Annotated in this window: 28 protein-coding genes; 24 read left to right on the forward strand and 4 right to left on the reverse strand. The window is 69.5% G+C overall.

Going from position 1 to position 26,229, the window contains the following annotated elements:
* The first annotated feature begins 146 nt into the window (after nt 1-146).
* The 5 genes from ACQPYY_RS09020 to ACQPYY_RS09040 all read left to right on the forward strand — a co-directional run bounded on the left by ACQPYY_RS09020 (nt 147) and on the right by ACQPYY_RS09040 (nt 3,988).
* Entirely contained in the window at nt 147-932 is a 786-nt protein-coding gene (locus tag ACQPYY_RS09020) for an electron transfer flavoprotein subunit beta/FixA family protein (RefSeq protein ID WP_357096241.1), read from the forward strand.
* Nucleotides 933-972: 40 nt separating this feature from the next.
* Nucleotides 973-1,932 (forward strand): electron transfer flavoprotein subunit alpha/FixB family protein, encoded by a 960-nt coding sequence (locus ACQPYY_RS09025; protein ID WP_433593398.1) that lies wholly within the window; start codon nt 973-975, stop codon nt 1,930-1,932.
* 220 nt (nt 1,933-2,152) lie between these two features.
* Nucleotides 2,153-2,389 (forward strand): hypothetical protein, encoded by a 237-nt coding sequence (locus ACQPYY_RS09030; RefSeq protein WP_433593399.1) that lies wholly within the window; start codon nt 2,153-2,155, stop codon nt 2,387-2,389.
* Between the two features lie 9 nt (nt 2,390-2,398).
* Complete coding sequence (locus ACQPYY_RS09035; RefSeq protein WP_433593400.1) at nt 2,399-2,857, forward strand: hypothetical protein; 459 nt, start codon at nt 2,399-2,401, stop codon at nt 2,855-2,857.
* Nucleotides 2,858-3,046: 189 nt separating this feature from the next.
* Nucleotides 3,047-3,988: an aminoglycoside phosphotransferase family protein gene (locus ACQPYY_RS09040; protein WP_433593401.1), complete on the forward strand. Its 942-nt coding sequence runs from the start codon at nt 3,047-3,049 to the stop codon at nt 3,986-3,988.
* A 15-nt stretch (nt 3,989-4,003) separates the two neighbouring features.
* On the opposite strand, the gene ACQPYY_RS09045 is transcribed toward ACQPYY_RS09040, so the two are convergent.
* On the reverse strand, nt 4,004-4,864 hold the full coding sequence (locus tag ACQPYY_RS09045; RefSeq protein ID WP_357096221.1) for a LysR family transcriptional regulator: 861 nt from the start codon (nt 4,862-4,864) through the stop codon (nt 4,004-4,006).
* A 112-nt stretch (nt 4,865-4,976) separates the two neighbouring features.
* Between ACQPYY_RS09045 and ACQPYY_RS09050 the strand changes: the two genes are divergently transcribed.
* The 11 genes from ACQPYY_RS09050 to ACQPYY_RS09100 all read left to right on the forward strand — a co-directional run bounded on the left by ACQPYY_RS09050 (nt 4,977) and on the right by ACQPYY_RS09100 (nt 15,458).
* Nucleotides 4,977-6,272, forward strand: coding sequence for an NAD(P)/FAD-dependent oxidoreductase (locus ACQPYY_RS09050; RefSeq protein ID WP_433593402.1), 1,296 nt, complete (start codon nt 4,977-4,979; stop codon nt 6,270-6,272).
* A 78-nt stretch (nt 6,273-6,350) separates the two neighbouring features.
* On the forward strand, nt 6,351-6,968 hold the full coding sequence (locus tag ACQPYY_RS09055; RefSeq protein WP_379101547.1) for a PadR family transcriptional regulator: 618 nt from the start codon (nt 6,351-6,353) through the stop codon (nt 6,966-6,968).
* A gap of 71 nt (nt 6,969-7,039) precedes the next feature.
* Nucleotides 7,040-8,062 (forward strand): ATP-binding cassette domain-containing protein, encoded by a 1,023-nt coding sequence (locus tag ACQPYY_RS09060; protein ID WP_433593403.1) that lies wholly within the window; start codon nt 7,040-7,042, stop codon nt 8,060-8,062.
* Nucleotides 8,059-8,820: an ABC transporter permease gene (locus tag ACQPYY_RS09065; protein WP_433593404.1), complete on the forward strand. Its 762-nt coding sequence runs from the start codon at nt 8,059-8,061 to the stop codon at nt 8,818-8,820. Before ACQPYY_RS09060 ends, ACQPYY_RS09065 begins: the two co-directional genes overlap by 4 nt.
* Before the next feature lie 129 nt (nt 8,821-8,949).
* Complete coding sequence (locus ACQPYY_RS09070) at nt 8,950-9,639, forward strand: SDR family NAD(P)-dependent oxidoreductase (protein WP_433593405.1); 690 nt, start codon at nt 8,950-8,952, stop codon at nt 9,637-9,639.
* Nucleotides 9,636-10,832 (forward strand): S-adenosylmethionine:tRNA ribosyltransferase-isomerase, encoded by a 1,197-nt coding sequence (locus ACQPYY_RS09075; RefSeq protein ID WP_433593406.1) that lies wholly within the window; start codon nt 9,636-9,638, stop codon nt 10,830-10,832. The genes ACQPYY_RS09070 and ACQPYY_RS09075 overlap by 4 nt, the downstream gene beginning before the upstream one ends.
* Nucleotides 10,833-11,119: 287 nt before the next feature.
* Complete coding sequence (locus ACQPYY_RS09080; protein ID WP_433593407.1) at nt 11,120-11,968, forward strand: GNAT family N-acetyltransferase; 849 nt, start codon at nt 11,120-11,122, stop codon at nt 11,966-11,968.
* Nucleotides 11,969-11,974: 6 nt separating this feature from the next.
* Complete coding sequence (locus ACQPYY_RS09085) at nt 11,975-12,916, forward strand: lysophospholipid acyltransferase family protein (protein ID WP_433593408.1); 942 nt, start codon at nt 11,975-11,977, stop codon at nt 12,914-12,916.
* Between the two features lie 200 nt (nt 12,917-13,116).
* Complete coding sequence (locus ACQPYY_RS09090) at nt 13,117-14,091, forward strand: hypothetical protein (RefSeq protein ID WP_433593409.1); 975 nt, start codon at nt 13,117-13,119, stop codon at nt 14,089-14,091.
* On the forward strand, nt 14,091-14,726 hold the full coding sequence (locus ACQPYY_RS09095) for a class F sortase (protein ID WP_433593410.1): 636 nt from the start codon (nt 14,091-14,093) through the stop codon (nt 14,724-14,726). The genes ACQPYY_RS09090 and ACQPYY_RS09095 overlap by 1 nt, the downstream gene beginning before the upstream one ends.
* A gap of 108 nt (nt 14,727-14,834) precedes the next feature.
* Complete coding sequence (locus tag ACQPYY_RS09100) at nt 14,835-15,458, forward strand: VOC family protein (RefSeq protein WP_433593411.1); 624 nt, start codon at nt 14,835-14,837, stop codon at nt 15,456-15,458.
* A 55-nt stretch (nt 15,459-15,513) separates the two neighbouring features.
* Here ACQPYY_RS09100 and ACQPYY_RS09105 read toward each other — a convergent pair whose 3' ends face one another.
* Nucleotides 15,514-16,641: a phosphotransferase family protein gene (locus tag ACQPYY_RS09105; RefSeq protein WP_433593412.1), complete on the reverse strand. Its 1,128-nt coding sequence runs from the start codon at nt 16,639-16,641 to the stop codon at nt 15,514-15,516.
* 359 nt (nt 16,642-17,000) lie between these two features.
* Here ACQPYY_RS09105 and ACQPYY_RS09110 point away from each other — a divergent pair, with 359 nt between their 5' ends.
* From ACQPYY_RS09110 to ACQPYY_RS09140, 7 genes are all read left to right on the forward strand, one after another.
* Nucleotides 17,001-17,516 carry a DUF6907 domain-containing protein gene (locus ACQPYY_RS09110; protein ID WP_379101566.1) on the forward strand — a complete coding sequence of 172 codons (516 nt, stop codon included), beginning with the start codon at nt 17,001-17,003 and terminating at the stop codon, nt 17,514-17,516.
* A 122-nt stretch (nt 17,517-17,638) separates the two neighbouring features.
* Entirely contained in the window at nt 17,639-19,600 is a 1,962-nt protein-coding gene (locus tag ACQPYY_RS09115; protein WP_433593413.1) for a DUF5615 family PIN-like protein, read from the forward strand.
* A 530-nt stretch (nt 19,601-20,130) separates the two neighbouring features.
* Entirely contained in the window at nt 20,131-20,376 is a 246-nt protein-coding gene (locus ACQPYY_RS09120; protein ID WP_433593414.1) for a hypothetical protein, read from the forward strand.
* 60 nt (nt 20,377-20,436) lie between these two features.
* Nucleotides 20,437-21,657, forward strand: coding sequence for a cysteine desulfurase family protein (locus ACQPYY_RS09125; RefSeq protein ID WP_433593415.1), 1,221 nt, complete (start codon nt 20,437-20,439; stop codon nt 21,655-21,657).
* Nucleotides 21,658-22,779: a tRNA 2-thiouridine(34) synthase MnmA gene (mnmA, locus tag ACQPYY_RS09130; protein WP_379101574.1), complete on the forward strand. Its 1,122-nt coding sequence runs from the start codon at nt 21,658-21,660 to the stop codon at nt 22,777-22,779.
* Nucleotides 22,780-22,814: 35 nt separating this feature from the next.
* Nucleotides 22,815-23,255: a hypothetical protein gene (locus ACQPYY_RS09135; protein WP_433593416.1), complete on the forward strand. Its 441-nt coding sequence runs from the start codon at nt 22,815-22,817 to the stop codon at nt 23,253-23,255.
* On the forward strand, nt 23,242-24,285 hold the full coding sequence (locus ACQPYY_RS09140; RefSeq protein ID WP_433593417.1) for a methionine synthase: 1,044 nt from the start codon (nt 23,242-23,244) through the stop codon (nt 24,283-24,285). The genes ACQPYY_RS09135 and ACQPYY_RS09140 overlap by 14 nt, the downstream gene beginning before the upstream one ends.
* Before the next feature lie 3 nt (nt 24,286-24,288).
* Here ACQPYY_RS09140 and ACQPYY_RS09145 read toward each other — a convergent pair whose 3' ends face one another.
* A complete protein-coding gene (locus ACQPYY_RS09145; protein ID WP_433593418.1) occupies nt 24,289-24,843 on the reverse strand; it encodes a TetR/AcrR family transcriptional regulator in 555 nt (184 codons plus the stop codon).
* A 125-nt stretch (nt 24,844-24,968) separates the two neighbouring features.
* Here ACQPYY_RS09145 and ACQPYY_RS09150 point away from each other — a divergent pair, with 125 nt between their 5' ends.
* Nucleotides 24,969-25,817: an SAM-dependent methyltransferase gene (locus ACQPYY_RS09150; protein ID WP_433593419.1), complete on the forward strand. Its 849-nt coding sequence runs from the start codon at nt 24,969-24,971 to the stop codon at nt 25,815-25,817.
* Between the two features lie 22 nt (nt 25,818-25,839).
* Here ACQPYY_RS09150 and ACQPYY_RS09155 read toward each other — a convergent pair whose 3' ends face one another.
* On the reverse strand, nt 25,840-26,175 hold the full coding sequence (locus ACQPYY_RS09155) for a hypothetical protein (RefSeq protein WP_379102180.1): 336 nt from the start codon (nt 26,173-26,175) through the stop codon (nt 25,840-25,842).
* Nucleotides 26,176-26,229: the final 54 nt, after the last annotated feature.

The following is a 26,229-nucleotide window of genomic DNA, read 5'->3' on the forward strand; positions in this document are numbered from 1 at the left end:
CGACCGATGTAGAAAGTCACACGCTAAGTTACCCACGAGTAACTTAACGTAGGGTAATCTCCCGAACGAGCTACTTGTGGACGTACGGCAAAACTCGTGCGACCGCCACACCCAGTGCCACCAGAACAGGAGGTCGACGAAGACCAATGCCGAACATCGTCGTACTGATCAAGCAGGTTCCCGACACCTGGTCCGAGCGCAAGCTGACCAGCGGTGACTACACCCTCGACCGCGAGGCCGCCGACGCCATCCTCGATGAGATCAACGAGCGCGCCGTCGAGGAGGCGCTGTTGATCAAGGAGGCGCAGGGCGGCGAGGTCACCGTGCTGGCCGCCGGCCCCGATCGGGCCACCGAGGCCATCCGCAAGGCCCTCTCGATGGGCGCGGACAAGGCCATCCACATCAACGACCCGGCGATCCACGGCTCCGACGCCGTGCAGACGTCCTACATCCTGGCCGCCGCTCTGGGCCAGATCGAGGGCATCGAGTTGGTCATCGCGGGCAACGAGGCCACCGACGGTCGCGCGGGCGCCGTGCCGGCGATCATCGCCGAGTACCTGGGCCTGCCGCAGCTGACCCACCTTCGCAAGCTGACCGTCGACGGCGAGCGCATCGCCGGCGAGCGCGAGACCGACGAGGGCGTCTTCAAGCTGGAGGCCACCCTCCCGGCCATCGTCTCGGTCACCGAGAAGATCAACGAGCCGCGCTTCCCGTCCTTCAAGGGCATCATGGCCGCCAAGAAGAAGGAAGTTCAGACCTTCACCCTGGCGGATCTGGGCGTCGACCCGGAGACCGTGGGCGTTGCGAACGCCGGCACCCAGGTGACCGGTGTGACCCCGAAGCCGGCGCGCACGGCGGGCGCGAAGATCGTCGACGAGGGCGAGGGCGGCAACCAGATCGCCACCTACCTCGTTGGTCAGAAGATCATCTAAGACCGCCCCCCGAGCGAACGAACTTCAGGAGAAAGAAACAATGGCAGAAGTACTCGTGCTCGTGGAGCACGCTGAAGGTGCGCCCAAGAAGGTCACCACCGAACTCCTCACCGCCGCCCGCAGCCTGGGCACCCCGGCCGCCGTCGTCGTCGGTGCCCCCGGCACCGCCGACAAGCTGGGCGACGCGCTGGCCGCGGCCGGCGCCGAGAAGATCTACGTCGCCGAGGGCGATGACGCCGAGGGCTTCCTCGTCACCCCCAAGGTCGACGTGCTGGCCGGCCTGTCCGAGTCCGCCTCCCCGGCCGCGATCCTGGTCGCCGCCACCGCCGACGGCAAGGAGGTGTCGGGTCGCCTGGCCGCCCGCATCGGCTCCGGTCTGCTGATCGACGTCATCGCCGTGAACGGTGACGGCTCGGCGCAGCACTCCATCTTCGGTGGCGCGTTCACCGTGGACGCCAAGGCCACCGGCGACGTGCCGGTGATCTCGGTCCGTCCGGGCGCCATCGAGGCCGCCCCGCAGGCTGCTGCCGGCGAGAAGGTCGTCGTCGAGCTGCCCGCGCAGGAAGAGGGCGTCACCAAGGTGATCTCGCGTGAGCCGAACGTGGGCGGCGACCGCCCCGAGCTCACCGAGGCCGCGATCGTGGTGTCCGGTGGCCGTGGCGTCGGTTCGGCCGACAACTTCGGCAAGGTCGTCGAGCCGCTGGCCGACGCCCTCGGTGCCGCCGTCGGCGCTTCCCGCGCCGCCGTCGACTCCGGCTACTACCCGGGCCAGTTCCAGGTCGGTCAGACCGGTAAGACGGTCTCCCCGCAGCTGTACGTGGCGCTGGGCATCTCCGGCGCCATCCAGCACCGCGCCGGCATGCAGACCTCGAAGACCATCGTGGCCGTCAACAAGGACGAAGAGGCCCCGATCTTCGAGATCTCGGACTACGGCATCGTCGGCGACCTGTTCAACGTCGCCCCGCAGCTGACCGAGGCGGTCAAGGCTCACAAGGGCTGATCCACCTTCTGGTGAGAGCACTGTGACTGTCCCCCGGCCGGAATCGGCCGGGGGACAATCTTTTTCGTTTCGGGGTAGCCTGGCCCCGGTTTCGGGGGCCACAGGAATTGAGGGCGCGGGGGTGCGCCGGATTCCGGCCAATTCTGAAACGTGTTCACTTATCTTGTGAGCGCGGCTCGGCGATGGCTCGGGCCCATGGCTCCTCGAAAGGTTGTGCACCATGCGCACTCTCATCCTCGCCGGCCTCGCCGCGGGCGCGCTGCTCGCCGGAATCGGCCCGGCGTCGGCCGCCCCGCTGCCGCTGATCGATGTCTCGGGAACCCCGGTGGCGACCGACACCGCGGGCACCGACTCGACGGGGAGCGCGACGCAGAGCGCCGCCGGGCTCGCCGGAATCTGGTGCATCCTGACCAACGGTCACTGCTGGAGCGACGTCGGGCCGGGCATGCCGTCGTAATATGGCACGGTGCTCGGGCGATTCGATCCTCGGCGTCGGCAGGCCGAGCCGGTCGCCCCTGAGAAGACCGATGCGGCAGGCGATGTCGACCTGATCGGCATCGTCACGGCCTTCCACGTCGACCTCGCAGAGTGGCTGGGCTCGGACGCGCCCCCGAAGATCTTCGACCGCATCTCCGCCCAACTCGACGAACAATTCACCTCCGTCGTCACCACCGGCCAGACCGTCGACCGCGACACCCTGCTGGCCGGACTGTGGTCGGCCCGCAACCTCCAGCCGGGATTGCGGATCGAGATCTCCGAGGTGCGGGAACTGGCGCGCAGCGGAAACCTCCTGGTGCTGCGCTTCGTCGCGGAGAACCGCCTGGCCGAGGCGCGAACCGGCCGTACGGTGACAGCAGCGCTGATCACCGACGGCCGCACCTACCAGTGGCGAACCGTGCACGAAACCCCGATGCCCGAAGCCTGAAACCGATGCGGCCGGGATCGGGCAGCGGCGTGACACAGGGCGCGCAGAGCACGGCTGGAGTCTGATGCCTGCTCACCAACCCGTACCCCGATCAAGTTCGACCCGACTCGCAACGGGTAGAGCGAAGTGGCCGCACTGACCGCGTAGGTCGGTTGCCGGGTGGGGGCGGGGCTGCGGCAGGCTGGGGCGATGCAGATCTCACTTCCGCCCGATGTGGCCGAGAACATCGCGGGGGCTTTCGGGGAGCGTGGGCCGCGGTGGCTGGCGGAGCTTCCCGGGGTGGTGGAGCGGTTGTGCGGCGCATGGGGGTTGGAGGTTGTCGGAGAGAGTTTCGGGGGTGGGACGCATTCGTGGGTCGCGCCGGTGCGGCGGGGCGGCGGGTCGGTCGCGGTGCTGAAGGTGCCGGTGGTCGACGAGGAGAACTGTGGGGAGCCGACCGGGCTGTACTGCTATGGCGGTGACGGGGCGGTGCGGTTGTTCGAGTTCGATTCGGGGAGTGGGGCGATGCTGCTGGAGTGGGCGCGGCCGGGGACGGAACTGCTGTATCAGCCGGGGTTTCCGAGTCTGGAGGGGCGGGGCGAGAACATCGGGAAGGTGGAGCAGGCGTGCCGGTTGTATCGGCGGCTGCGTCGGGAGCCCGGTGAGGTGCCGGAAGGGTTTCCGGAGTTGCCGACGGCGGCGGGGATGGTGCGGGAGTGGGAGGGGATGTTCCTGGAGCCGGAAGCCGGTGTCGCCGAAGTGATTCCGGCCTGGCTACTGGATCGGGCCGCAGCGCGATGCCGCGAACTGGCGGTGCCGGACGGGCCGCTCCTGGTGGTCAATCGCGATACTCATCTGGGCAATATCGTTGCGGCGGAGCGGGAGCCGTGGCTGCTCATCGATCCGAAGGCGTATCTCGGCGAGGCGGCCTTCGATGCCGGGTTCCTGGTGATGATTCAGGTGCAGGCCGATCCCGCTACCGAACATGCGCGGGCCGTAGTCGAGCGGACCGCCGCTGCGCTCCAGGTGCGCGCCGATCGCGCGCACGCGTGGGCGTTCATGCGGTCGATGGAGGAGATCGTGTGGGCCATCGAGGACGAGGAGCCCGAGGACCTGCGCCTGCACCTCGCGGTCGCGGCGGCGCTGGCCTGAAACGCTGCGGACCGATCAGGAGCAGTGCAAGGCCGCCAGCAGGGTGGTGACGATGGGGGAGGGGCGGCCTTCGGTGCGGGTGACGGCGGAGACCGGGATGCGCAACGGGTGGCCGGTGAGGCGGAGGGTGGCGATGCCCTCGGTCTGGCTGTCGGCGTAGAGGATGGTCCAGGCGTCGGGGCGGTTGATGAGTTCCATGGTGGCGGTGTGGTCGGGCGGGATGGGCGGGCCGAAGACCGGGCCGGTGGGGAGATCGGCGAAGGCGGCGCGGACCACGTTGTGGAGGAGCACCTGCTCGGACTCGGGCGGGAGCAGCAGGGGGTAGTCGCCCAATTCCGCGAGGGTGACGTCGCCGCCGCGCATGGCGAGGGGGTGGGCGGTGGAGGTGGCGATGACCGGATCCTCGACCCAGAGCTGTTCGACGGTCAGTCCGGGCTGATCGACGCTGCCGCGGATGAGAGCCAGATCACAGTCCCCGTCGGCGACCGCTTGGATGCGCTGCCGGAACGGCTTGATGACGAACTCGATCTCCGCACCCGGGTGTGCCTCACGCGCACCGGCGATGGCAGACAGCGATCTAGTTGCGAAGCTCATATTTGCCGCCAGGCGAATCCGCGGCCCGGAGGCCCTCACAGCTGCGCGAATGGCGGATTCCAGGCTCAACATTTGTTTCGCAAGGGGAAGTAGCCGAGTGGTCGCGTCGGTGGGTACGACCGATCTTGTCGAGCGTTCGAAGAGGTTCACGCCAAGGTCGCGTTCCAGTCGGGCGATCTGGTGGCTGATGGCCGACTGCGAGATGAAGCAGCGGCTCGCGGCCCGGCTGAAGCTCAGCTCCTCGCAGACCGCCACGAAGTAGGCGAGTTGGCGCAGCTCCACCGCATTCTCCAATTCATGATCAACGTAGATAAGAGTCATCTTGATTATGCGCCCTGACCCCTGGAACAACCGCGTTCCGAATCACGGTTAGTCATGAGAGAAGGGAGCAGTCATGTACAACGTGGAGGCGGATATCGAAACCGCCGATGTCGTCATCGTCGGATCGGGCTTCGGTGGTCTCGCCGCCGCCAAACAGCTGAACAAGTCGGGCGTGCGCTACGTCCTCATCTCGGGTACCCCCGAACACCTCTTCCAGCCACTCCTCTATCAGGTTGCGACGGGTGTGCTGGCTTCCGATGAGATCGCGCCGCCCATCGCCAACATTCTGCGCAAGCACAAGCACGGTGAGACCCGCCTGGGCAAGGTCACCGCCATCGACGCCCCGAACGCGATCCTCACCTATGAGACGCCCGAGGGCCCGCGCCGGATCCGCTACGGCAAGCTGATCGCGGCGACCGGCGCCAGCCAGTCCTATTTCGGCCGTGACGATTTCGCCGACAAGACGTTCTCGCTCAAGACCATCGACGACGCCCGCGATCTGCGCGCGCAGATCGAGCGCGTCTTCGAGCAGGCCAAGACCGCGGACCCGGAGACTCGCCGCCGGCTGCTCAGCTTCGTGGTGGTGGGCGCGGGCGCGACCGGTGTCGAGGTTGCCGGCCAGCTGAAGGAACTCGCGAAAAGGTACTTCCACCTGGAGGACACGGTCACTCTCGTGGAGGGTGCGGGCGTGGTGCTGCCGCCCTTCGGCGGCCGGCTGTCGGAATATTCGAAGCGGTCGCTGGAGCAGAGCGGCGTCGAGGTGCTGGTCGACACGTTCGTGACCGATATCGAGGACGGCAAGGTCACCGTCAAGAGCAAGGACGGTGTGGAGCGCGGCATCGCGGCCGAGACCGTGGTGTGGTCGGCGGGCGTGCAGGCGGGAGGCTTCGCCCAGGTGCTGGCGGAGGCGACCGGTTGCGAAACCGACCGCGCCGGACGCCTTCTCATCAACCCGGACTGCACGGTGGGCGGTCACGCCGACATCTTCGCGATCGGTGACATGACCTTCCTCAACGGCTACCCCGGCCAGTCGCCGGTGGCCATGCAGGAGGGCCGCCACGTCGCCGACATCATCCGCGGCAAGAAGGCCGCCGCCACCCCGTTCACGTACTGGGACAAGGGTTCGATGGCGGTGATCAACCGCTTCAACGCCGTCACCAAGCTGAACGACAAGGTGAAGTTCACCGGTTTCGTGGCCTGGGTGACCTGGCTGGCGGTGCACCTGTTCTACCTGGTCGGCTTCCGTAACCGCTTCGCCGCGGTGCTGTCGTGGCTGGTGGCGTTCATCGGCAGCGGCCGTCCCGGCTTCGGTGAGGTCGAAAAGGGTTCGGCGGCACCGGCTCCCGATCGGGAGCGCGTCGCCGCCTGACCGCTGGATCGAGAAACGAGCCGCCCGGTGATCCACCGGGCGGCTCGTTTGTCATGTGGGGAGGGTTAACCTGCGAATATGGCTGTTCCTACAACCCGATTGCTGGTGCTGGCGGTGGTGCGTCTGCTGCAACCCGTGCACGGCTACGACGTCCGCCGCGAATTGCTGTCCTGGCATGCCGACGACTGGGCCAATGTGAAGCCCGGTTCGGTGTACGGCGCGTTGAACACTCTGGAGCGGGATGGGTACATCTCGGTGGAGGACGTGGGGCAGGAGGGTGCGCGGCCGGAGCGGCGGACGTATCGGCTGACCGCGGAGGGGGAGAAGGAATTCGGGGAGTTGATGCGGGAGTCGCTCTTCGTGGCGGAGGGGTTCAAGCATCCGTATTTCGCGACGGTGGCGCTGTTTCCGCACGCGCCGAAGGAGGACGTGATGGCCGCGTTGCGCAGCCGGATCCTCCAGTTCGAGGCGCGGCTGGTGTTCCTGGAGCGGGAGGAGGCGCGGATTCTGGCGGGCAGCGGGGATCCGCGGGAGGCGGAGCCGCATCACGTGGCGGATGCGATGAATCTGGCGGCGGCGCATGTCCGGGCCGATCTGGAGTGGTCGCGGCGGACGTTGCGGCGGATCGAGAGCGGTGAGCTGGATGTCTGGTCGGGATCCATGGGTGGGGCTCCGGTGCCGCCGCCGGTGAAGTAGCCGCCCGCGGCGCTAGTCAAGTTTTAATAGTCAAGCTTGACTATTTGAAAAGTCGTTTCTACGGTTGTGGTGTGGATACGACAGCACCCGTTCGCGGTGAACCCACCGACCCGGTGATCCGGGTCCGTGGGCTGGCCCGGACCTTCGCGACCAAAACCGGTGACGTGCAAGCGGTCTCCGGTATCGACTTCGACGTGCGCTACGGGGAGATCATCGGTCTGCTCGGCCCCAACGGCGCGGGCAAGACCACCACCCTGCGCATGATCTCGACCCTGCTCGCCCCCACCGCGGGCGAGGCCACCGTGGTGGGCGCGGACCTGCGCGCCGAGGCGCGCACCGTGCGCTCCCGGATCGGGTACGTGCCGCAGGGCGGATCGACCGGTGAGACCGAGCTGGTCGAGGACGAATTGATCCTGCAGGCCAGGCTTTTCGGTCTTTCCAAGGCCGAGGCCGAGCGCAATACGGCCGACCTGGCCAAGGCGCTGGAGTTCGACGGCCTGGAGCGGCGCAAGTGCGGGCAGCTCTCCGGCGGTCAGCGCCGCCGGGTCGACATCGCCCTGGGCCTGGTGCATCAGCCCACCCTCATCTACCTCGACGAACCCACCACGGGCCTGGATCCGCAGAGCCGCGCCAACCTGTGGGATCACATCCGGCGGCTGCGCGACGAGGGCACCACGGTCGTGCTGACCACCCACTACCTGGAGGAGGCGGACGCGCTGTGCGACCGCATCCTGGTGATGGATCACGGCACCATCGTCGCCGAGGGCACGCCCGACGAGCTCAAGCGCCGCATCTCCGGTGACGTGATCAGCCTCGAAATCGATTCCGGCAGTGCCGATCTGGCCATGTACATCGCGCAGGAGGTGCTCGACCTGCGCTCCCGGCTGCGTACCGAGGGCCACGAGAACGGCCACGCCGGAAAGAGTCTCGTGCACCTGACCGTGGAACACGGTGACGCCGCGGTGGTTCCGCTGCTGCGCGCCCTCGGCGATCGCGGCATCACGCCGGGTTCGCTCACGGTCAAGCGCCCCAGCCTCGACGACGTATTCCTCACGCTCACCGGGCGTTCGCTCCGGGAAGGAGACCGGTCATGACATTCCTGCGCGACACGGGGCTGATCTTCTGGTCCCAGCTGCGGGCCAACCTGCGCAATCCGGTGTGGGTGATCATCGGCCTGATGCAGCCGATCATCTACCTGGTGCTGTTCGGGCCGCTGGTGAAGGGCATCGCGCCCGCGCTGGGCCCGGGCGCGGACCCGTGGAAGATCCTGACCCCGGCCCTGGTCATCCAGATCGGTTTGTTCGGTGCGTTGTTCGTCGGCTTCGGCATCGTGGGCGAGCTGCGCGCGGGCGTGGTCGAACGCCAGCGGGTCACCCCCGCCTCGCGGGGCGCGCTGCTGCTGGGCCGGGTGCTCAAGGACATGGTGGTGCTGGTGGCGCAGGCCCTGGTGCTGGTCGGCGTGGCCGCCCTGGCTTTCGGACTGCGACCGAACCCGCTCGGTCTGGTGCTGTCGCTGGCGTTGATCGCGGTCATGGGCGCGGGCCTGGCGTCCGCCTCGTACGCGCTGGGCCTGTGGGCGCGTTCGGAGGACACCCTGGCCTCACTGCTGAATTCGGTGTCGGTGCCGGTCATGCTGCTGTCGGGCATCCTGCTGCCGATGACGGTGGGGCCGACCTGGTTGCAGAACCTGGCGAGGGTGAATCCGTTCTCGCACACCGTGGACGCGGCGCGAGCGCTGTTCCGCGGCGATTTCGGGGCGCACGAGGTGTACCTGGGGACCGCGGTCACGGTGGCGGTGTCGCTGCTGCTGATCCTCGTCGCCTCGCGCAGTTTCGCGCGGGAGAACGCCTGACCGACGCGTCGAGGACACCGCCCATCGCTCCGGCCCGCACGGGTCGGAGCGATGCGCCGTGTCCCCGGTTCTTCGCTGCGGGCGAAAAGTCATTGACCTGAACAGCGCTTCAGGTTTCACGATGGCGGTATGCCTGAGAACACGAGAAGGGCCCTGGTCACCGGGGCGTCGGCGGGCTTCGGCCGGGCGGTCGCGCTCGCGCTCGCCGAGCGGAATTGGGAGCTGATCATCGTCGCGCGCGGCGCGGATCGACTCGAGCGGGTGCGGGCCGCGACCGGCGCGCACGCCATCGCGGGGGATGTCGCCGACCCCGAGGTCCGGGACCGCGTCGCGGCAGCCGTCGGATCGCGGCGACTGGACCTGGTCCTCAACAACGCCGGCACGCTGGGCCCCAGCCCGCTGCCGAGGCTGGACCGGTACCCCCTCGACGAGCTGGCGACCGTCCTCGACACGAATGTGATCGCACCCCTGGCGATCCTGCAACTCACCATGCCCGCCCTACGCATCGCGGGCGGCACCGTGGTGGATATCAGCTCCGACGCGGCCGTGGGCGGCTACGAGGGCTGGGGCGGCTACGGCGCGTCCAAGGCGGCGCTGGATCAACTCACCAATGTCCTCGCCGCCGAGAACCCCACCCTGCGCATCTACAGCTTCGACCCCGGCGACATGCGCACCGAGATGCACCAGGCGGCCTTCCCCGGCGAGGACATCTCCGACCGCCCCGAACCGGAAACCGTCGTCCCAGCCCTGCTGCACCTCCTGGAAACCCGTCCCCCGAGCGGCCGCTACCTCGCCACCGACATGCGAGTCGCGCCATGACGATCAGCGCGAACGCGGTGGACGGACCGCAGGCGGCCGCCGAGACGTCGGCGGTTTCGCGGCAGCAGGTCGGCTCGCCGTGGTCCCGCCGGGGCGTCGCCGCGGGGCCGCCCAGCCGCGGGAAGTCCGGTGGCGGTGTGGCCCTCGAATCCGCCGCCGTCGATTTCGTCCTGCCGGACGCATTGTCCGCCGCCGCTCCTCCCGAGGCGCGTGGCCTGGCCCGCGACGAGGTGCGCCTGCTGGTGTCCGACGGCCCGTCGCTCACCCACGCGCGGTTCCGGGAGCTGCCGTCCTTCCTGCGGCCGGGGGATCTGGTGGTGTTCAACAACTCCGCCATGATCACCGCGGCCGTGGACGCCGAGTACGCGGGTGCGTCGGCGGTCCTGCACTTCTCGACGTGGCTGGACGACGGCGGCTGGGTGGTGGAGCTGCGCGACCCGGCGGGCGTCCCGTGGCGCGGGGCGGCTCTGAAATCCGGTGCGCGCATTGCTCTTCAGGGCGGTCAGGTCGCCACGATGCGTGGTCCGTGGCTGCCGGATGGGGATCGACTGTGGATCGCCGAGGTGGCCGCGGTACCCGGCGGCATCGATATCGACGTCCGGACGGTGATCGCCCGGTATGGCCGGCCGATCACCTATTCCTATGTGGCCGAGCGCTGGTCGGCGTCCTACTACCGGACCGTGTTCGGGATGATCCCGGGCAGCGCCGAAATGCCCAGCGCCGGTCGGCCTTTCACGGAGGCCCTGGTGACGGGTCTGATCGCGGGCGGCGTCGGCCTGGCCCCGATCACCCTGCATACGGGCGTGTCGTCGCCGGAGGCCGGGGAGCCGCCCAGTCCGGAGCGGTTCGAGGTGCCGGAGATGACCGCGCGGCTGGTCGACGCCACGCGCACGGCGGGTGGGCGGGTGGTGGCGGTCGGGACCACGGTGACACGGGCGCTCGAATCCGCCGCCACCGTCGACGGCCGGGTCCGGCCGATGGCCGGGTGGACCGACCTGGTGCTGAGCGCCGACCGGCCGGCGCGGGTGGTGGACGGGCTGATCACCGGGTGGCATGCCCCGGGCGCCTCGCATCTGCATCTGCTGGAAGCGGTGGCGGGCGGGGAGGTGATCCGCGAGGCGTACCGCGCCGCGCTCGATTCCGGTTATCTGTGGCACGAATTCGGCGACGCCGCCCTCCTCTTCCGGAACTGACCCGCGGCCGTTCCGGAACTGGACCCCCGGGATGCAAGCTTCACCGACGGTGGCGTAGGCTGGCATCTTCCGCGTTGCCGAGTGCTCGCCGCCCGATTCCGGGCCCGCGGCAACGGGTTTCCTACCCGCCGGTACCCATCAGGGATACGAGCGTTTGTCCTGGTAGGGAACGTTCAGAGGCGCTTCGATGAACTCCCGGTGCGGTCTGCGTCGCGTTCACCGGACTGGCATCGACAGGTAATCCGGCGGACGCTCCGACGCAGTCTGGGACTGGCTTGATCAAGGCTATGACCACCATGGCAGCGTCGAATTCCAGCCTGCTGGCAGCCGCGTCGAAGCCCGCCCCGGAACCGCCCCGCACCACCGGACGGTCCCAGTACTCCCTGGTCGTCTCCTCCGATGCCGAGCATCGTGAGGCCGCGCAGCGCCTGCGCTACCAGGTGTTCGCCAATGAGCCGGGATTCACCATCCCCGACAACGGAACCGGCCTGGACGCCGACCGTTTCGACGACCACTGCGACCACCTGCTGGTGCGCGACGAGCTCACCGATCAGTTCGTCGGCTGCTACCGCATGCTGCCCCCGGACAAGGTGACCGCCGCCGGCGGCTACTACACCGCCACCGAATTCGATTTGGCCGCAATGGATCCCGTCGGTCACCGGATCGTCGAGATGGGCCGCGCCTGCGTGGTTCCCGACCACCGCAACGGCTCGGTGCTGACCCTGATGTGGGCGGGCATCCTGCACTACATCCAGCTCACCGGCTACGACTGGGTGATGGGCTGCGTCTCGGTCCCCATGCGGATGACGCCCGAGGACGAGCCCGGTGTGAATGTGCGCGGCGTGCGCGATCTGCTGCTGCGCAAGCACGCGCTGGACGCGGAACGCCATGTGCGCCCGTACAACCCGGTCGTGGTGGACGGCCGCGGCCTGGACGAGCTGGCGGCCCCGGCCCGTCCGAAGCTGCCGCCGCTGCTGAGCGGTTACCTACGCCTGGGCGCGGAGATCTGCGGCGAGCCCGCCCACGACCCGGAGTTCGCGGTCGCCGACTTCGTCGCGCTGCTCGGCCTCGAGACCATCAACACCCGCTACCTGGAGCGCCTGCAGGGCGCGGCCAACAGCCTGGATGCCCGGTGATATCCCATGATGCCCGCTCTGCTCTCCCCGGAGGCCGGTGCGCTCTCGTGCCCGCCCGCCGAGCCCACCGCCCACTCCTGGATGCCCCACAGCCCGTGTGGCGCTTCGTGTGTCGACTCTCCCGCTGAGGCGGGTGCGCTGCGGGTCGCGGCCCGCGTGCTCGGCATCGCGGGGGTGCTGCTGAGTTTCCCGATCGCGCATGTCGCCACGCCGCGTCGCCGCCGCACAGGTCTGCAGCGCCGCTATGCGCGAGCCCTGCTGGCCTGCTGCGGAATTCGGGTCCGGATCGCCGACGAACGCGCCGCGGGGGACCGTCGTGACGGCGGTGTCCTGGTGGTGGCCCGCCACATCGGCTGGACCGACATCCTCGCGCTGACCGCTGTGGAGCCCATGGGCTTCGTGGCCCGCGCGGATCTGGTGGAGTGGCCCGCGCTCGGTGACGTGGCCAAGAAGGTGCGGGTCATCCCGATCGATCGGGAGCGGCTGCGCCAACTGCCGTCGGTCATCGAGACCACGGCGGCCCGGCTCTCCGCCGGTGACCGCGTCTGCTTCTTCCCCGAGGGCACCACCTGGTGCGGTCGCGCGCACGGCACACTGCGGCCCGCGCTGTTCCAGGCGGCCGTCGATTCCGGGGCGCCGGTGCAGCCGCTGCGGCTGCGGTATGTGAACGCCGCGGGCGAACTGTCCACGGTCCCCGGCTTCGTCGGGGTGGACTCGCTGGCGGACTCGTTCCGGCGGGTGCTGCGGTCCAAGGGCGTGGTCGCCGAGATCACCCTGCGGCCGCAGCTGGTCCCGGACACCGACCGGCACGAGCTGGCGCGGCGCTGTGAGCAGGAGCTGGAGGGCGACACCGTCGCCCGTGCCTTCACCGATGTGATCCACGGCTCGGAGCACCTCGCAGCTATCGGTACCGGCGCGACGCGGCAGGCCGCGGTCGACCGGGTGTGATTCGGATCAATTTCACAGGGTATTAGGGGATTTCACCGGTTTGCGCTGAATGTCCGTTAGGGGGTTGCGCCGTCGTCCGGTCTCCGGACCCCCTAATTGTCGCTAGTTCTCAGCTTCCAGGCCGACCAGTCGGTAACGCCCGGCCCGCGTTATTCGACGGCAAGGCAATCGAATAACGACGTCTGGAAGCGAATACATCAATGTCGGCAAGGACATTCCCGGTTGCCGTGGTCATCGCCGCGGCCGTAGCTCTCTGCGCGCCGTCAGCCACCGCTGACCCCACCACCACCGCGCCCGCCCCGGGCCTCGGCCTCGGCGTCGATGTCAACGTCGGCCCGGGCGGGCTCGGCGTCGACGTGAACACCGGCGCCCACGTAGGCGGAAACGCCGGCGGCGGTGTGCAGGCCGGTGGTAATACGCAGGCCGGTGGCAATGCCAATGGTGGCGTCCAGGCGGGCGGTAATACGCAGGCCGGCGGGAATGCCAATGGTGGCGTGCAGGTCGGTGGCAATACGCAGGCCGGTGGCAATGCCAATGGTGGCGTGCAGGTCGGCGGTAATACGCAGGCCGGTGGCAATGCCAATGGTGGCGTGCAGGTCGGCGGCAATACGCAAGCCGGTGGAAACGCGGGCGGCGGCGTGGATGTCGGCGGTGGCGTCCAGACGGGCGGAAACGCCGGTGGCGGCATCGATATCGGTGGCGGTGTGCAGACCGGTGGTAATGCCAACGGTGGCCTGGATATCGGTGGCGGTGTGCAGACCGGTGGTAATGCCAACGGCGGCCTGGACATCGGCGGGGGCGTGCAGACCGGTGGTAATGCCAATGGTGGCGTGCAGATCGGCGGGGGCGTGCAGACCGGTGGCAATGCCAACGGCGGTGTGCAGATCGGCGGCGGTGTCCAGGCCGGTGGCAATGCCAACGGCGGCGTGCAGGTCGGCGGCAACACCAATATCGGTGGCGAGGCGCAGGGCGGCGGCCTGGGCGGCGTCGACCTGACCGTGTCCGGCGGCGCGGCCGCGGGCGCGGATGTGGTGAACGGCATGACGATTCCGATCGGCGCGAGCACCGGCATCCCCGGCGGCATCGCGGCGACCGACGCGGTCCCGGCCGGCGGCTACAAGATTCCGAAGGGCGCGCCGGAGACCGGTGCGGGCGGCATGGCGGGCGCCCGATGATGACCGGACGCCGAAACATGATGAGCACGACGCCGGTCCGCCGCAGACCGTTGGCCGCCGTGGCCGCGGTGCTGGCGGCCACCGCGGCCCTGGTCTCGGGCTGCGTTTCCTCCGGCGGTTCGGACGCGCCGTCGACCTCGCGGGTGCCGACCACGGTCGCGGTGAAGACGGCCGCGTCGATCACCCGGTCCACCCCGGTGTCGTTCGCGATTCCCTCGATCAATGCGGCCGGATCGCTGATCTCGGTGGGCCTCAATGCCGATGGCTCGGTCCAGGTGCCCGCCGACTATCAGCAGGCCGCCTGGTACCAGCAGGGTCCTGCCCCCGGTGAGCAGGGCTCGTCGGTCATCCTCGGCCATGTCGACTCCTACAAGGGCCCGGGTGTGTTCTTCGCCCTGAAGAAGGTCAAGAAGGACGACATGATCGACGTGACCCGCGCCGACGGCAAGGTCGCGCACTTCAAGGTCACCGATGTGCGGATGTACCTGAAGTCGGAATTCCCCGACCAGACCGTGTTCGGCCCTCGTGGCGGCGCGACCCTGCAGGTCGTCACCTGCGGCGGCGACTTCGACAAGAACGCCAAGAGCTACCTGTCGAACGTGGTCGTCTTCTCCTCGCTGGACTCGGTGACCTAGCCGGGGGTGACGGTGACCTAGCCGAGAGTGACGGAGCCCACCGCGCGGTCGCGGACTGATCAGGAATCGAGAAGCACTGGTCAGGCCCGCGACCGTAGCGTCGTGGACATGACCTCCATCGAATTCATCACTCTCGATGTCGCCGATCCCGAGGCGGCCGCCCACTTCTACGCCACCGCCTTCGGCCTGGACGCCGAGCTGCGGTTCCGCGCCGCCCAGGAGCCCAGCACGGGCTTCCGCGGCTACACCCTGTCCCTGACCGTCGCCCAGCCGGCGGACGCCGACGCCTACCTCGACGCGGCCGTCGCCGCGGGCGCGACGGTGCTGAAGCCCGCGGTCAAATCGATGTGGGGCTACGGCGGCGTGGTCCAGGCCCCCGACGGCGCGATCTGGAAGGTCGCCACCTCCGCCAAGAAGAACTCGGGCCCCGCGACCAAGCGTTTCGAGTCCCTGGTCCTGCTGCTCGGCGTCGCGAATATCGGTGCCGCCAAGCGCTTCTACATCGACCACGGCCTGCCCGTGGCCAAGAGCTTCGGTCCCGTGTACGTCGAATTCGACACCGGCTCGGGCCCGATCAAGCTGGCCCTCTACAAGCGCCGCGCACTCGCGAAAGACGCGGGCGTGCCCGCCGACGGCACCGGCTCGCACCGGCTCACCATCGGCGGCTCCGAAACCTTCACCGACCCCGACGGTTTCGCCTGGACACCCGCCAGCCAGCCCGTCACTCGGTGATCCGCGGCGCGGTCAGGGCACGATGACGGCGCGGCCAAGCCCCGGGGGCCCGGTCTCAGTCCCAGGTGTAGGTGCCGTCGAGCAGGGCTTCCAGCAGCGGGCGGTGCATGACGAAGTCGTCGCGGTCCTCGGGTTCGGTGGTCTCGCCGAAGTGGATCATGCGCCGCCAGATGCGGGCCATGACGATGCCGTGGCGCAGTGCGGCGTACAGGAGATGCCAGTCCATGTCCTGCGGCGCGTGGCCGGTGCGCTCGGTGTAGAGCCGCTCGACGTCGCTGCGGCGCAGGAAGTCCGGCAGCCCGGGCTGGTCGAAGCGGACGGCCATGTCCTGGAAGAACCGGTGCATGAAGATCGGCCACGCCACGTCGAGTTCGCGAGGGCCGATGGCGGCCATCTCCCAGTCCAGCACCGCGGTCGGGTCGCCGCCGTCGAACATGATGTTGCCGGGCCGGGCGTCACCCCAGGTGAGCACGTCCGCGCCGGATTCGGTCGGCCAGTTGCGCTCGAGCCAGTCGAAAGCGCGCTCCAGCACGGGGATTCCGAACCCGTCGCGGGCGAGCGCCCACTCGTACCAGTCGCGCTGGGCCTGGAAGTGGCTGCGCAGCGCGGAGCCGTCCCCGGCCAGCATGGGGAAGCGCCGGGCAGGTTCGTCGATGGCGTGCACCTGCGCGATCACCTCGACGGTGTGGCGGGTGATCGCCGCCCGCTCCTCGGGCGTGGCGTCGAACAGCCAGCCGGTGAAGACGTAGGGCGGATTGTCCTCGCAGACCCGCCCGGCGACGCGGCCCATGACGAAGAACGGTGAGCCGAGCACGCCGGGATCGGTTTCCAGCCAGTGCAGTTCGGGCAGCGGTGCGTCGACCGCGTCGGCCACACCCGACATGACGGCGAACTGTGTTTCCAGATCGTAGGTTTCGAACAGCGGGAACGAATCCGCCTCGGGGGCGAGCCGCGCCACGAACCGCCCGCCGCGGGATTCCCCGGCGACGCTCCACTCGGCGTCGAAAAGCAGTGTGGCGCTCGACATCCCGCCGCCCTTGGGCTTGACCAGGCCGGTGACCCGCGGCGTGGCGTCGGCGTCGACGCGGGTGGCCAGCCAGTGTTCCAGCCGCACGGTCAGCTCGTCGTTGTCGCGGTCGGAAACCGTGAGTTTCCAACTCTGGTCGGGCGCGGGGGCGGACATCTGCGGAGTTCCTCCTGGGGCGAAGAGCGAGTGAGCCGAGCCATGCTCTCCGGGACTGTAACGCGTTCTAATTTGTGGGCGAAACTGTCACGGCGCATGCTCCGATAGGTGGGACTCAAGTTGATATTCAGGGTTTTCGAGCCATTTACCCGAGCCGCTCGGAAATTGTCACTTGATGTAACACGTATCAGATTGCCCAATGCGGCGCTCCGAGCGCGGAGTGTGTTTTGTGGCCAGGTTCGCATTTGCTACGCGGTTTCGGTGCGAGTTGTCTACCGTCATGAATGCGCGCCGGTCATGTGGCGGACGGAAGGGGGCGGGGCGCAGTGACAACAGGATTGGCTTGTCCCAGTTGGTGTATGGCGCATGAGGAGACCGATCGGCCGGGACTCGACAGCGGGGGAACGCATTTCGGCCTGATGCTCGACGTCGATGACGTATCAACGTCGGCATCAGCGGGTTTCGTGCAGCTGCGGGCGACCGGTGAGGAGCTGCGGCACCGGCGGGTGGACCTGGTGTTCGCCCCGCATCTGTGGGTCGAGATGACCGAGGGACAGGCCTCCGATATCGCGCGGGCGCTGTGTGCCGGAGCGGCGCTGTGCGATCGGACCGTCGACTCCCCGGCCCGCTGTCCGGCCTGGTGTCGCTGCCACGACGATCCCGAGGGCTGGGTGCACTACGGCCCGAAGCGGGTGGTGGAGGTGTCGGGCGAGCCGCGCTCGGTGGAGATCCAGCTGTGCGCCTTCAACTGCGGCCACGACCGCAGGCTCATCATCGAATTCACCGTCGGCCACGAGGAGATCGTGGAATTCGCCCCGGCCGCCGCGCGCCGGATCGCCGCCCATTTGATGGAAGCCGCCGACCTGCTGGGTTGACGGCCCGGATTGTCGGCTCTCCGACCGGGTATTCGCCTACGATAGCTGGTGATTTGCGAGCTGTGGTCGCTTGCGTTCGTGCATGGGCCTGATCGTTCCTTCTCACGGCATAGGGGATCGGTGTGCGAAACATAGGTTTGTCCAGTTCGGTCCGGTTGCGCAGGGCGGCGCTGCTCGGCTGCTCCGCGGGCCTCGGCGTGGCCCTGCTGGTGACTCCGGCGCAGGCGCAGGTGCCCGGGGCCGAGGAGATCGCCCAGAAATACGAGCAGTTCGGCGGCACCGGATCCTTGCTCGGCAACCCGTCCGGTGACGTCCGCGAGGTGGCGGGCGGCGCGGTCCGCGATTATGCGGGCGGCGCGATCTACTACTCGCAGCCCACCGGCGCGCATATCCTCTACGGCGACATCCTGGCCGACTATCGGCAGTTCGGCGGGCCCGGCAGTGATCTCGGCTTCCCCACCAACGACGAATCGATGACGCCCGGCGACACCGGACGGTTCAGCGACTTCTCCGCGCCCGACGGCGCGGCCATCTACTGGACGCCCCGGCGGTCGTGGGTGGTCCGCGGTCCGATGCTCGCGGCCTACCGCACGCTGGGCGGACCGGCCGCCGAGCTCGGCTTCCCGGCCGCCGCCGCGACCGTCGACGCCGACGGCACCGTCACCCAGAAGTTCACCGGCGACAATGGCGCTGCGGAGATCTCCTGGAACCCGCAGCGCGGATTCGGCACGGTACCACGTGGTTTGGCTGCGGGTTTGGCCGGTTTGTCGGTTCCTGACGTGGCCGGTCAGCTCCCCGGCGGCACGGTGAACCTGCCGGAGGGCTCGGTGAACCTGCCCGACGGCAAGGTGCGGCTCCCGGACGGATCGATTCGTTTGCCAGACGGTAGCTTTCAGCTGTCGAATGGGAATGTCGTGCTGCCTGACGGCTCCATCAAGCTCCCCGACGGCTCGATCACCTTGCCGGAGGGCGCGGTTCGGCTGCCCGACGGTTCGCTCCGGTACGCGAACGGTCTGATCCGGATGCCGGACGGTGTATTCACGCTGCCCGAAGGTGCGGTGCAGCTGCCCGACGGCACCGTGAAGATGCCCGACGGTTCGATCGTGTTCCCCAGTGGCGGTGTGAAGATGCCCGACGGGTCCCTCAAGCTCCCGGGGATGTCGGCGCCGAGCACCGACCGGGCCGAGGGCTGGTTCACCAAGTTCAAGCACAACCTGGGTTGGTGGTGGCCGATCGCGCTGCTGGCCATCGCGGCAGCGATCATCGGACTGCTCGCCGTGCTGGTGTGGGCGTGGCGGAAGTTCCGCGGCGGCAACGGATCGGGCCGCTCGGATGCGACGGTCGGCGCGACCAGGCCCGTAGGGGATGCCAAGAGTCTGATCGCGGAGGCGCAGAGCGACACGATGCGCATGACGGGTGGCGGATTGGATGGGCGGGGCGGCGGGGTCGATGCGCGGGGCGCCGCATCCCGGGCCGCGGGTGTGGTCGGTGACGCCGCCGCGGGCACCGGCAACCTGGGCAGAAAGGCGGGTCTGGCAGCCGCAGGTGCCGGAGCCGTCGGTGTGGCCTCGCTCGGCAGGCGCAGCAGGATGACCACCGCGCCGCTGACGGCCGACCCCGAGCTGGACACCATGCTCCGCGGTCTGGGTGACGGCGCCGTCCTCGACATCACGTACGGCGAAGCGTTGCAGGGTCTTTCGCCGGTGGTGGTCGGCGCCAAGCTGCTGGTCGACGAGAACCTGAGCCCCCGGCTGGCCGAACGGCTGGAGGCCGCGGGCTACGACGTGGCGCACGCGCGGGATATCGGCCTGTTCGGTGGCGACAACCGGCGGGCGCTGGAGCAGGCGAAGTCGAGCGGCCGCACCCTGGTGACCGCCGAGCGGACCTACGTTCCCGATCTCGTCGCGGGCGCGTCGGTGCCGAGCGTGGTGCTGCTGCACTCGGCGGACGCCACGGTCGACGATCAGGTGACGGTGCTGAAGCAGGCGCTGCCGCGGCTGAATCAGCTGCTGTCCGGTGGCGCCCTGGCGGTGCTGTCGGAGCAGCGGATCCAGGCGTGGCGTCTGCCGTCGTCGCGCGGCTAGGTTCGAATTCACCGGTTCTCCCGTGGCGCCGGCGCCGATGCGTTCGCAGTGGCGCCGGCGCCATTTCTTTTGTGCGACTTGTCCTTTTGTAAAGAATGCGCGGCGCGCCCGCAACGCATGAGGTGACGCAATCCCGTATTCGACTCGTCAAGCCCAGTGACATCGGCCCGGCATTCGTCTGCGTCGCCACTTTCCTTTCGGTTAGGACGGTGTCGTGAACAATGTGAGTTCTGGATCGTCACGGTCGCGAGCACGATGTCTGCGAATTCCGCGGGCCCGGGGTCGGGTTCGAATTGTGTTACGGGAAGCGGGGTTCCGGCCTGGCCGCGACCGCCGGCCTCGTCGTGGATCGGGTCTGCTCGCTGCCCTTGGACTTCTCGATGATCGGGCTGAGCCGCCCGCCCGGCCGCTGACAGTCTCGAGCACTCGGCGGTTTCCGCTGTCAGCGCGCGGTCGGCGGGCTGTCAGCGGCCGCGGCCATCGTTCGTGTGTGTGCCGGAGCGACGGCCACCACCACGAAGGAGGACACCATGAACAACTCGGCGATCGCGCGGCTGGAAACGCTGGCGCATCGGATGGAGCCGGCCGCACGGGTCGACCGCGACGCGCGGGACTGGCTGACCGAGGTGCGGACCGCCATCCTCGAACTGCGGCAGCAGCCCGCGCCCGGGTTCCGATCGGGCGGCGGCCTCCTGGAGTCGGTCGGTGAGGGCCTGGCCCTGGGCGCGGGCTTCGCCGTCGGCGAGGAGATCGTCGAGGACCTGTTCGACTGGTGAACCGGCCCGCGGGTATGGCGGGAATACCGACGCGACGGCGGCGGCTATCCTTGGACGGTCATGAAGTCGGCTTTCCCGGGTCCGGTCGGTGCCCAGACGGTCTACCTCGATCACGCGGCGACTACCCCGATGTTCCCGGTCGCGGTCGAGGCCATGTGTGCTGCGCTGGGGGTGACGGGGAACGCCTCGTCGCTGCACGGGTCGGGACGGGCCGCCCGGCGGCTGCTCGAGGAGGCTCGGGAGTCGATCGCGGCGGGGCTGGGGGCGCGGCCCTCGGAGGTGATCTTCACCTCGGGCGGGACCGAGAGCGACAATCTCGCCGTCAAGGGGATCTACTGGGCGCGCCGTGACGCCGACCCGAAGCGGAACCGGATCCTGGTGAGCGCGGTCGAGCATCACGCGGTGCTGGACACCGTGGAGTGGCTCGAACAGCACGAGGGCGCGCGGATCACGTGGCTGGAATGCGACGCCGAGGGCGTCGTGTCGCCGCGCACGCTGCGGGCCGCGCTGGCCGAGCACGCCGAGGAGACGGCGCTGGTCAGTGTCATGTGGGCCAATAACGAGGTCGGGACGATCCAGCCGATCCCGGAGTTGGCCGCGGTGGCGCAGGAGTTCGACGTGCCGATGCACAGCGACGCGGTGCAGGCGGCCGCCCAGCTGCCCATCGATTTCGCGGCCAGCGGGCTGGCGGCGGCCAGTTTCGCCGGGCACAAGGTCGGCGGGCCGCACGGGGTCGGGGTACTGCTGCTGGGCCGGCAGGTGCCGGCGGTGCCGCTGCTGCACGGCGGCGGGCACGAGCGGGATCTGCGCTCGGGCACCTCGGACGTGCCCGCGGCGGTGAGCCTGGCGGCCGCCCTCCGTGAGACCGTGGCGGGCCTGGAGCTGCGCGCGGTGGAATTGGAGCGGCTGCGGGACCGGCTCATCGACGGTGTGCGCGCCGTCGTGCCGGACGCGGTGCTCAACGGGGGTACCGGTGAGCGGCGGCTGCCGGGCAACGCCCACTTCACGTTCCCGGGCTGCGAGGGCGACTCGCTGCTGATGCTGCTCGACGCCGCCGGGATCGAATGCTCGACCGGATCCGCGTGCAATGCCGGAGTCGCCGGACCCTCCCATGTGCTGCTGGCCATGGGCGTGGAACCGGGCCGCGCGCGTGGATCTCTGCGATTCTCATTGGGACACAATTCGACCGACGCCGATATCGACGCCCTACTGGCCGCGCTGCCGCAGGTGGTCGAGCGGGCGAAGGCGGCCGGACTGGCCGGAGCGAAGGGAGGCTTCTAGATGCGAGTACTTGCCGCGATGAGTGGTGGCGTGGATTCCGCCGTGGCGGCCGCCCGCGCCGTGGACGCCGGACACGAGGTGGTCGGCGTGCACCTGGCGCTGTCGGCGAGCCCGGGCACGCTACGCACCGGGTCGCGCGGCTGCTGCTCGAAGGAGGACGCCGGTGACGCCCGGCGGGCGGCCGACGTGCTCGGAATCCCGTTCTACGTCTGGGATTTCGCGGACCGGTTCAAGGAGGACGTGATCGACGACTTCGTCGCCGCGTACGCCGCCGGCGAGACCCCCAACCCGTGCCTGCGCTGCAACGAGAAGATCAAGTTCTCGGCGCTGGCCGACCGCGCGGCGGCGCTCGGCTTCGACGCCGTCGTCACCGGGCACTACGCCCGCTTGGCGGACGGCGTGCTGCGCCGGGCCGTGGACGCGGACAAGGATCAGTCCTACGTGCTGGCCGTGCTGACCGCGGATCAGCTGTCGCGCGCCATGTTCCCGGTCGGCGACACCCCGAAGCCGCAGATCCGCGCCGAGGCCGCCGAGCGCGGGCTGGCCGTCGCCAACAAGCCCGACAGCCACGACATCTGCTTCATCCCCTCCGGTGACACCCAGGCCTTCCTGGGCGCGAAGATCGGCATCCGCCCGGGCGCGGTGCTCGACGCCGACGGCACCAAGCTCGCCGACCACGAGGGCGTGCACGGGTTCACCATCGGCCAGCGCAAGGGTCTGGGCCTGCCCGGCCCGGCCGCCGACGGCAAGCCGCGCTACGTCACCGGCATCGACCCCGACACCGGCGACGTGCACGTGGGTTCGGCCAAGGACCTGGAGGTGTGGACGGTGCTCGCCGACCGCGCCATCTGGACGTCCGGCGAAACCCCTTCCGGCCCCATCGACTGCGTCGCCCAGGTGCGGGCCCACGGCGGCACCGCCCCCGCGGTCGCCGAGGCCGTCGACGGTGGCCTGGTGGTGCGGCTGCGAGAGCCGCTGACCGGGGTGGCCCGCGGCCAGGCCGTGGTCCTCTACCGCCCCGACACCGACGGTGACGAGGTGCTGGGCAGCGGCACCATCTCCGGCACCGAACGCGAACCGCACTCGTACGCAAGCGAACTGGTCTCGGATAGCGCCCGGTGAGCGACCGTCCCTCGCGCAGCGGCGCGAAGTCATATGTGGCACGACAGATCCGGCCCGTTCTCGGTGGCCGGATCGTGTGGCGCACCGGTCTGGCGCAACCGGCCGGTCTGCGGCCCAAACGCGGCCCCGGCAAGGTCCGGCTCGGCAAGGGCGCCAATCGGGCCTCGGCCGACCCGGTGGGGCAGCCCGCCCGCGCCGATACCGGCGAATTCCAGCCCGGCGAAGCGCAACCCGGCCCCGAGGGCCCGCACGACGCCGGGACCGGACCCTCGTCGGACCGCAACCCCGACCATTCCGGGCGCAAGCGCGCCGTGACCGTCCGGGTCGCCCCCTACGCCGAACGCGGTCGCGTCCCCACCGGCGCACCCGCCGAGGGCACCGCGGGCAAGACCTGGGACTGGTTCGTCAATACGACCTGCTGGGACTGGTACACGAACTCGAGCGGGAAGACCGATCGCGGCGATGCCGGTGAGTGACAACGCCTTCGCGCTGCCCGGCGGTATCGCGACCGGCGTCGGTTCGTGGCCGGGCGCCGACCCGCGCGAGGCGGCGGCGACCGTGGTGGGGGAGCTGGGTCGGCTGCCGCACCTGGTCGAGCTGCCGGCCCGCGGCTTGGGCGCGGACATGATCGGGCGGGTGTCCGGGCTGCTGGTGGACATGCAGTTCGACAGCACCACCCGCGGGTACCGGCTGGGCGCGCGGCCCGGCGCGGTCTCGCGGCGCGCCAACGACCTGTTGCGCACCGATCTGGACGCGCTCGAAGAGGCGTGGGAGACCGGTGGTTTGGCCGGCTCCGGTCATCCGGTGAAGGTGCAGGTGGCGGGCCCGCTGTCGGTGGCCGCGGAGGTCGAACTGCCCGGTGGGCATCGCATCCTCACCGATTCCGGTGCGCTGCGCGACCTTTCGGAATCCCTGGCCGAGGGGGTCGCCAACCATGTCGTCGAGGTCGCCAAGCGGCTCGGCACCCCGGTGATCCTCCAGATCGACGAACCGCACCTGACGGCTGTCCTGAACGGGACGCTGAAGGGCGTGAGCGTCCTGAACACGGTGCGCGCCATGCCCGAACCCGAGGCCCTGCACGTCCTCGACGCCGTCGCCGCGCGGCAGTCGGTCCCGGTCCTGATCCACTCCTGCGCCGACCGCCCCGCCCTCGGCTTCCTCCGCACGTCCGCCGCGAGCGCGATCGGGTTCGACCTGGCCGCCATCGGCACCCGCGACCTGGACCGCATCGGCGAATTGCTGGACGCCGGAAAGCATCTGGTCCTCGGCCTGGTCCCCACCGCCGAACCGGCCAAGCCGGTCACCTGGCGTGACATCGCCGAACCCGGTGTGCGCCTGATCGACCGTCTCGGCTTTCCTCGCCGCCTGCTCGCCGACCAGATCCTGGTCTCCCCGGCCTGTGGCCTGGCCGGCGCCTCCCTGTCCTGGGCCCGCCGCGCGGTGAGCCTGGCCGCGGAGACCGCCCGCGCCTACGCCGACGAGCCCGAGGCCCTCAGCTTCGAGTAGCCGCTACATCCGCTCGACGATGTCGAGTGCGATGGCCACCGCCGCCGCGTTGCTCTCCTCGTCGGACAGCTCCAGGTCCCCCATCATGGACAGGCTCCAGCTGATGGCCAGGAGCGCCTGCCGGGCGTGGAACACGGTCAGCGGCTCCCGGCTCGGCGCGCTCATCAGGTCCGCCAGCACCCGGAACTGGTAGCGCAGGCTCGTCCCGAACCCGAGGTCCCGGAACGCGGGCTGATTCTCGTGCCAGAACCGGATCATGTCCTTGCCGAGACTGTGCAGCAGCGCCCCGTACCGGATCACGATCGCCCGGGCTCGCTCCCGCCCCTCGGGCGCGCCCTCGGACCAGGTCACGATCTCGTCGATGCCGCCCCGCAGATCCTCCGACAGACTGGCGACGATGTCTTCCTTGGTCCGGAAGTGGTAGTACAGCGCGGCTTTCGTGACTCCCAGGCGTTCGGCGATCTCCCGCAACGAGGTCTTCTCGTATCCGCGCTCCGAGAACAGCTCCATGGCGACGGCCCGAATCCGCTCCCGCGTGTCACTACGACGCCCGTCCATCGAATCCCTTCGTTGTGCTTGCCCGCCATTTTGCTTGACGCCCGGCTAGGTGAAAGCCTAGCGTCTTGCTCACCGCCAGATACCTAGCCGGGCGGCAAGTTAATTCACTCGCGGGGAGTAGTGACATGACCGAATCAGCAGCGAAAGTGCCGGTCGACGGCGTGGCCATGACGGCGATCGGGGTGGCCGTCATCCGGGCGCGGGAGTCCGAACGTCCCGACCGCCTCTACGACGACCCGCAGGCCGCGGCCTTCGTGGCCGCCGCCCGCACGGGTTTCGATCCGGACCGTTGGGCCCGCGTGGAGGCCGTGGCCGACCAGTTCTACGAGGGCCGCACCGTCGGCGTGCACCTGGTCGACGAGCGATTCCGTGCGGCGATCACCGCGGGCTGCGCCCAAATCGTCCTATTGGGAGCCGGTTTGGACACGCGCGCCTACCGCATGCCCCTCCCGCCCGGAACCCACGTGTTCGAGATCGATCTCCCGGAACTCTTCGCCTTCAAGGAGCCCGTCCTCGCGACCCTCCCCGCCACTCCCGCCTGCCACCGCCACGTGGTCGTCTCCGACCTCCGCGACGACTGGCGAACCCCCTTGCTGGCAGCCGGTTTCGCCCCGAGCGTCCCCACCTACTGGGTGGACGAGGGCTCGCTCGGCTATCTGAACCAGGACTGGAACCAGCGCGTGGTCCGCACCCTCACCGACCTCTCCGCCCCCGGCAGCCGCTTCGGCGCGGCCCGCTACGTCGTCGACCCCGACGCTCCGCAGTACCGCGACCTCCGCCACCTGGTCGCCGGTGACCACGCCTCTGACCCGGCCCCCATCGCCATATCCCAGGACTTCGACGTCCGGTCCTGGCTCGATTCTCTCGGCTGGTCCACCGAGTTCCGCAGCTGGAACGATATGACGGCCCACCTCGACCGCCCGGTCGGTCCCCTCGACCCCCGCATCGGCAATATCGCGGCTGTCCGCCGCTGACGATCACCGCGTGGCCGGAGGATCAGCCCTGATCCTTCGGCCGCTTCGAGCCGAAGTAGGGGCGGGCGCCCGGGTGGCCGAGCTGCCATTTGTCGGGCTTGCCGGTGGGATAGGCGACGGGGATCCGGTCGCCGATCGACGGCCACTGGTTGACGTCCCAGGCGAAGCGGCCGTAGACCTCGTGGGCCACCACGGTCGGGCCGGAGATGCTGCCGCTGATGGTGACGTACTGCTCGCCGGGTTCGGCCGGGCGGGGGCTCACGCCGGTGACGTGCAGGGTGCCGGATTCGAGTTCGGCGGGGGCGCCGAAGCCGGGCAGGGCGCGGGCGCCGCCGCCGTTGGCGCGGCGGTAGTACATCACGGTCGCGGCCAGAGCGCCGCCGATCAGCAGGACGAACGCGAGCTGGATGAG

This window comes from Nocardia sp. CA-145437 (genome assembly GCF_050956485.1).
Classification (GTDB): domain Bacteria; phylum Actinomycetota; class Actinomycetes; order Mycobacteriales; family Mycobacteriaceae; genus Nocardia.

What these genes read in the sequence shown, in the direction of transcription:
- ACQPYY_RS09125 (WP_433593415.1), top strand. Translation starts at nt 20,437, where the DNA reads ATGAAGTCGGCTTTCCCGGGTCCGGTCGGTGCCCAGACGGTCTACCTC.
- ACQPYY_RS09030 (WP_433593399.1), top strand. Translation starts at nt 2,153, where the DNA reads ATGCGCACTCTCATCCTCGCCGGCCTCGCCGCGGGCGCGCTGCTCGCC.
- ACQPYY_RS09090 (WP_433593409.1), top strand. Translation starts at nt 13,117, where the DNA reads ATGTCGGCAAGGACATTCCCGGTTGCCGTGGTCATCGCCGCGGCCGTA.
- ACQPYY_RS09040 (WP_433593401.1), top strand. Translation starts at nt 3,047, where the DNA reads ATGCAGATCTCACTTCCGCCCGATGTGGCCGAGAACATCGCGGGGGCT.
- ACQPYY_RS09020 (WP_357096241.1), top strand. Translation starts at nt 147, where the DNA reads ATGCCGAACATCGTCGTACTGATCAAGCAGGTTCCCGACACCTGGTCC.
- ACQPYY_RS09050 (WP_433593402.1), top strand. Translation starts at nt 4,977, where the DNA reads ATGTACAACGTGGAGGCGGATATCGAAACCGCCGATGTCGTCATCGTC.
- ACQPYY_RS09095 (WP_433593410.1), top strand. Translation starts at nt 14,091, where the DNA reads ATGACCGGACGCCGAAACATGATGAGCACGACGCCGGTCCGCCGCAGA.
- ACQPYY_RS09150 (WP_433593419.1), top strand. Translation starts at nt 24,969, where the DNA reads ATGACCGAATCAGCAGCGAAAGTGCCGGTCGACGGCGTGGCCATGACG.
- ACQPYY_RS09065 (WP_433593404.1), top strand. Translation starts at nt 8,059, where the DNA reads ATGACATTCCTGCGCGACACGGGGCTGATCTTCTGGTCCCAGCTGCGG.
- ACQPYY_RS09070 (WP_433593405.1), top strand. Translation starts at nt 8,950, where the DNA reads ATGCCTGAGAACACGAGAAGGGCCCTGGTCACCGGGGCGTCGGCGGGC.
- ACQPYY_RS09120 (WP_433593414.1), top strand. Translation starts at nt 20,131, where the DNA reads ATGAACAACTCGGCGATCGCGCGGCTGGAAACGCTGGCGCATCGGATG.
- mnmA (WP_379101574.1), top strand. Translation starts at nt 21,658, where the DNA reads ATGCGAGTACTTGCCGCGATGAGTGGTGGCGTGGATTCCGCCGTGGCG.
- ACQPYY_RS09080 (WP_433593407.1), top strand. Translation starts at nt 11,120, where the DNA reads ATGACCACCATGGCAGCGTCGAATTCCAGCCTGCTGGCAGCCGCGTCG.
- ACQPYY_RS09110 (WP_379101566.1), top strand. Translation starts at nt 17,001, where the DNA reads ATGGCGCATGAGGAGACCGATCGGCCGGGACTCGACAGCGGGGGAACG.
- ACQPYY_RS09140 (WP_433593417.1), top strand. Translation starts at nt 23,242, where the DNA reads ATGCCGGTGAGTGACAACGCCTTCGCGCTGCCCGGCGGTATCGCGACC.
- ACQPYY_RS09055 (WP_379101547.1), top strand. Translation starts at nt 6,351, where the DNA reads ATGGCTGTTCCTACAACCCGATTGCTGGTGCTGGCGGTGGTGCGTCTG.
- ACQPYY_RS09105 (WP_433593412.1), bottom strand. Translation starts at nt 16,641, where the DNA reads ATGTCCGCCCCCGCGCCCGACCAGAGTTGGAAACTCACGGTTTCCGAC.
- ACQPYY_RS09145 (WP_433593418.1), bottom strand. Translation starts at nt 24,843, where the DNA reads ATGGACGGGCGTCGTAGTGACACGCGGGAGCGGATTCGGGCCGTCGCC.
- ACQPYY_RS09025 (WP_433593398.1), top strand. Translation starts at nt 973, where the DNA reads ATGGCAGAAGTACTCGTGCTCGTGGAGCACGCTGAAGGTGCGCCCAAG.
- ACQPYY_RS09085 (WP_433593408.1), top strand. Translation starts at nt 11,975, where the DNA reads ATGATGCCCGCTCTGCTCTCCCCGGAGGCCGGTGCGCTCTCGTGCCCG.
- ACQPYY_RS09100 (WP_433593411.1), top strand. Translation starts at nt 14,835, where the DNA reads ATGACCTCCATCGAATTCATCACTCTCGATGTCGCCGATCCCGAGGCG.
- ACQPYY_RS09075 (WP_433593406.1), top strand. Translation starts at nt 9,636, where the DNA reads ATGACGATCAGCGCGAACGCGGTGGACGGACCGCAGGCGGCCGCCGAG.
- ACQPYY_RS09155 (WP_379102180.1), bottom strand. Translation starts at nt 26,175, where the DNA reads ATGTACTACCGCCGCGCCAACGGCGGCGGCGCCCGCGCCCTGCCCGGC.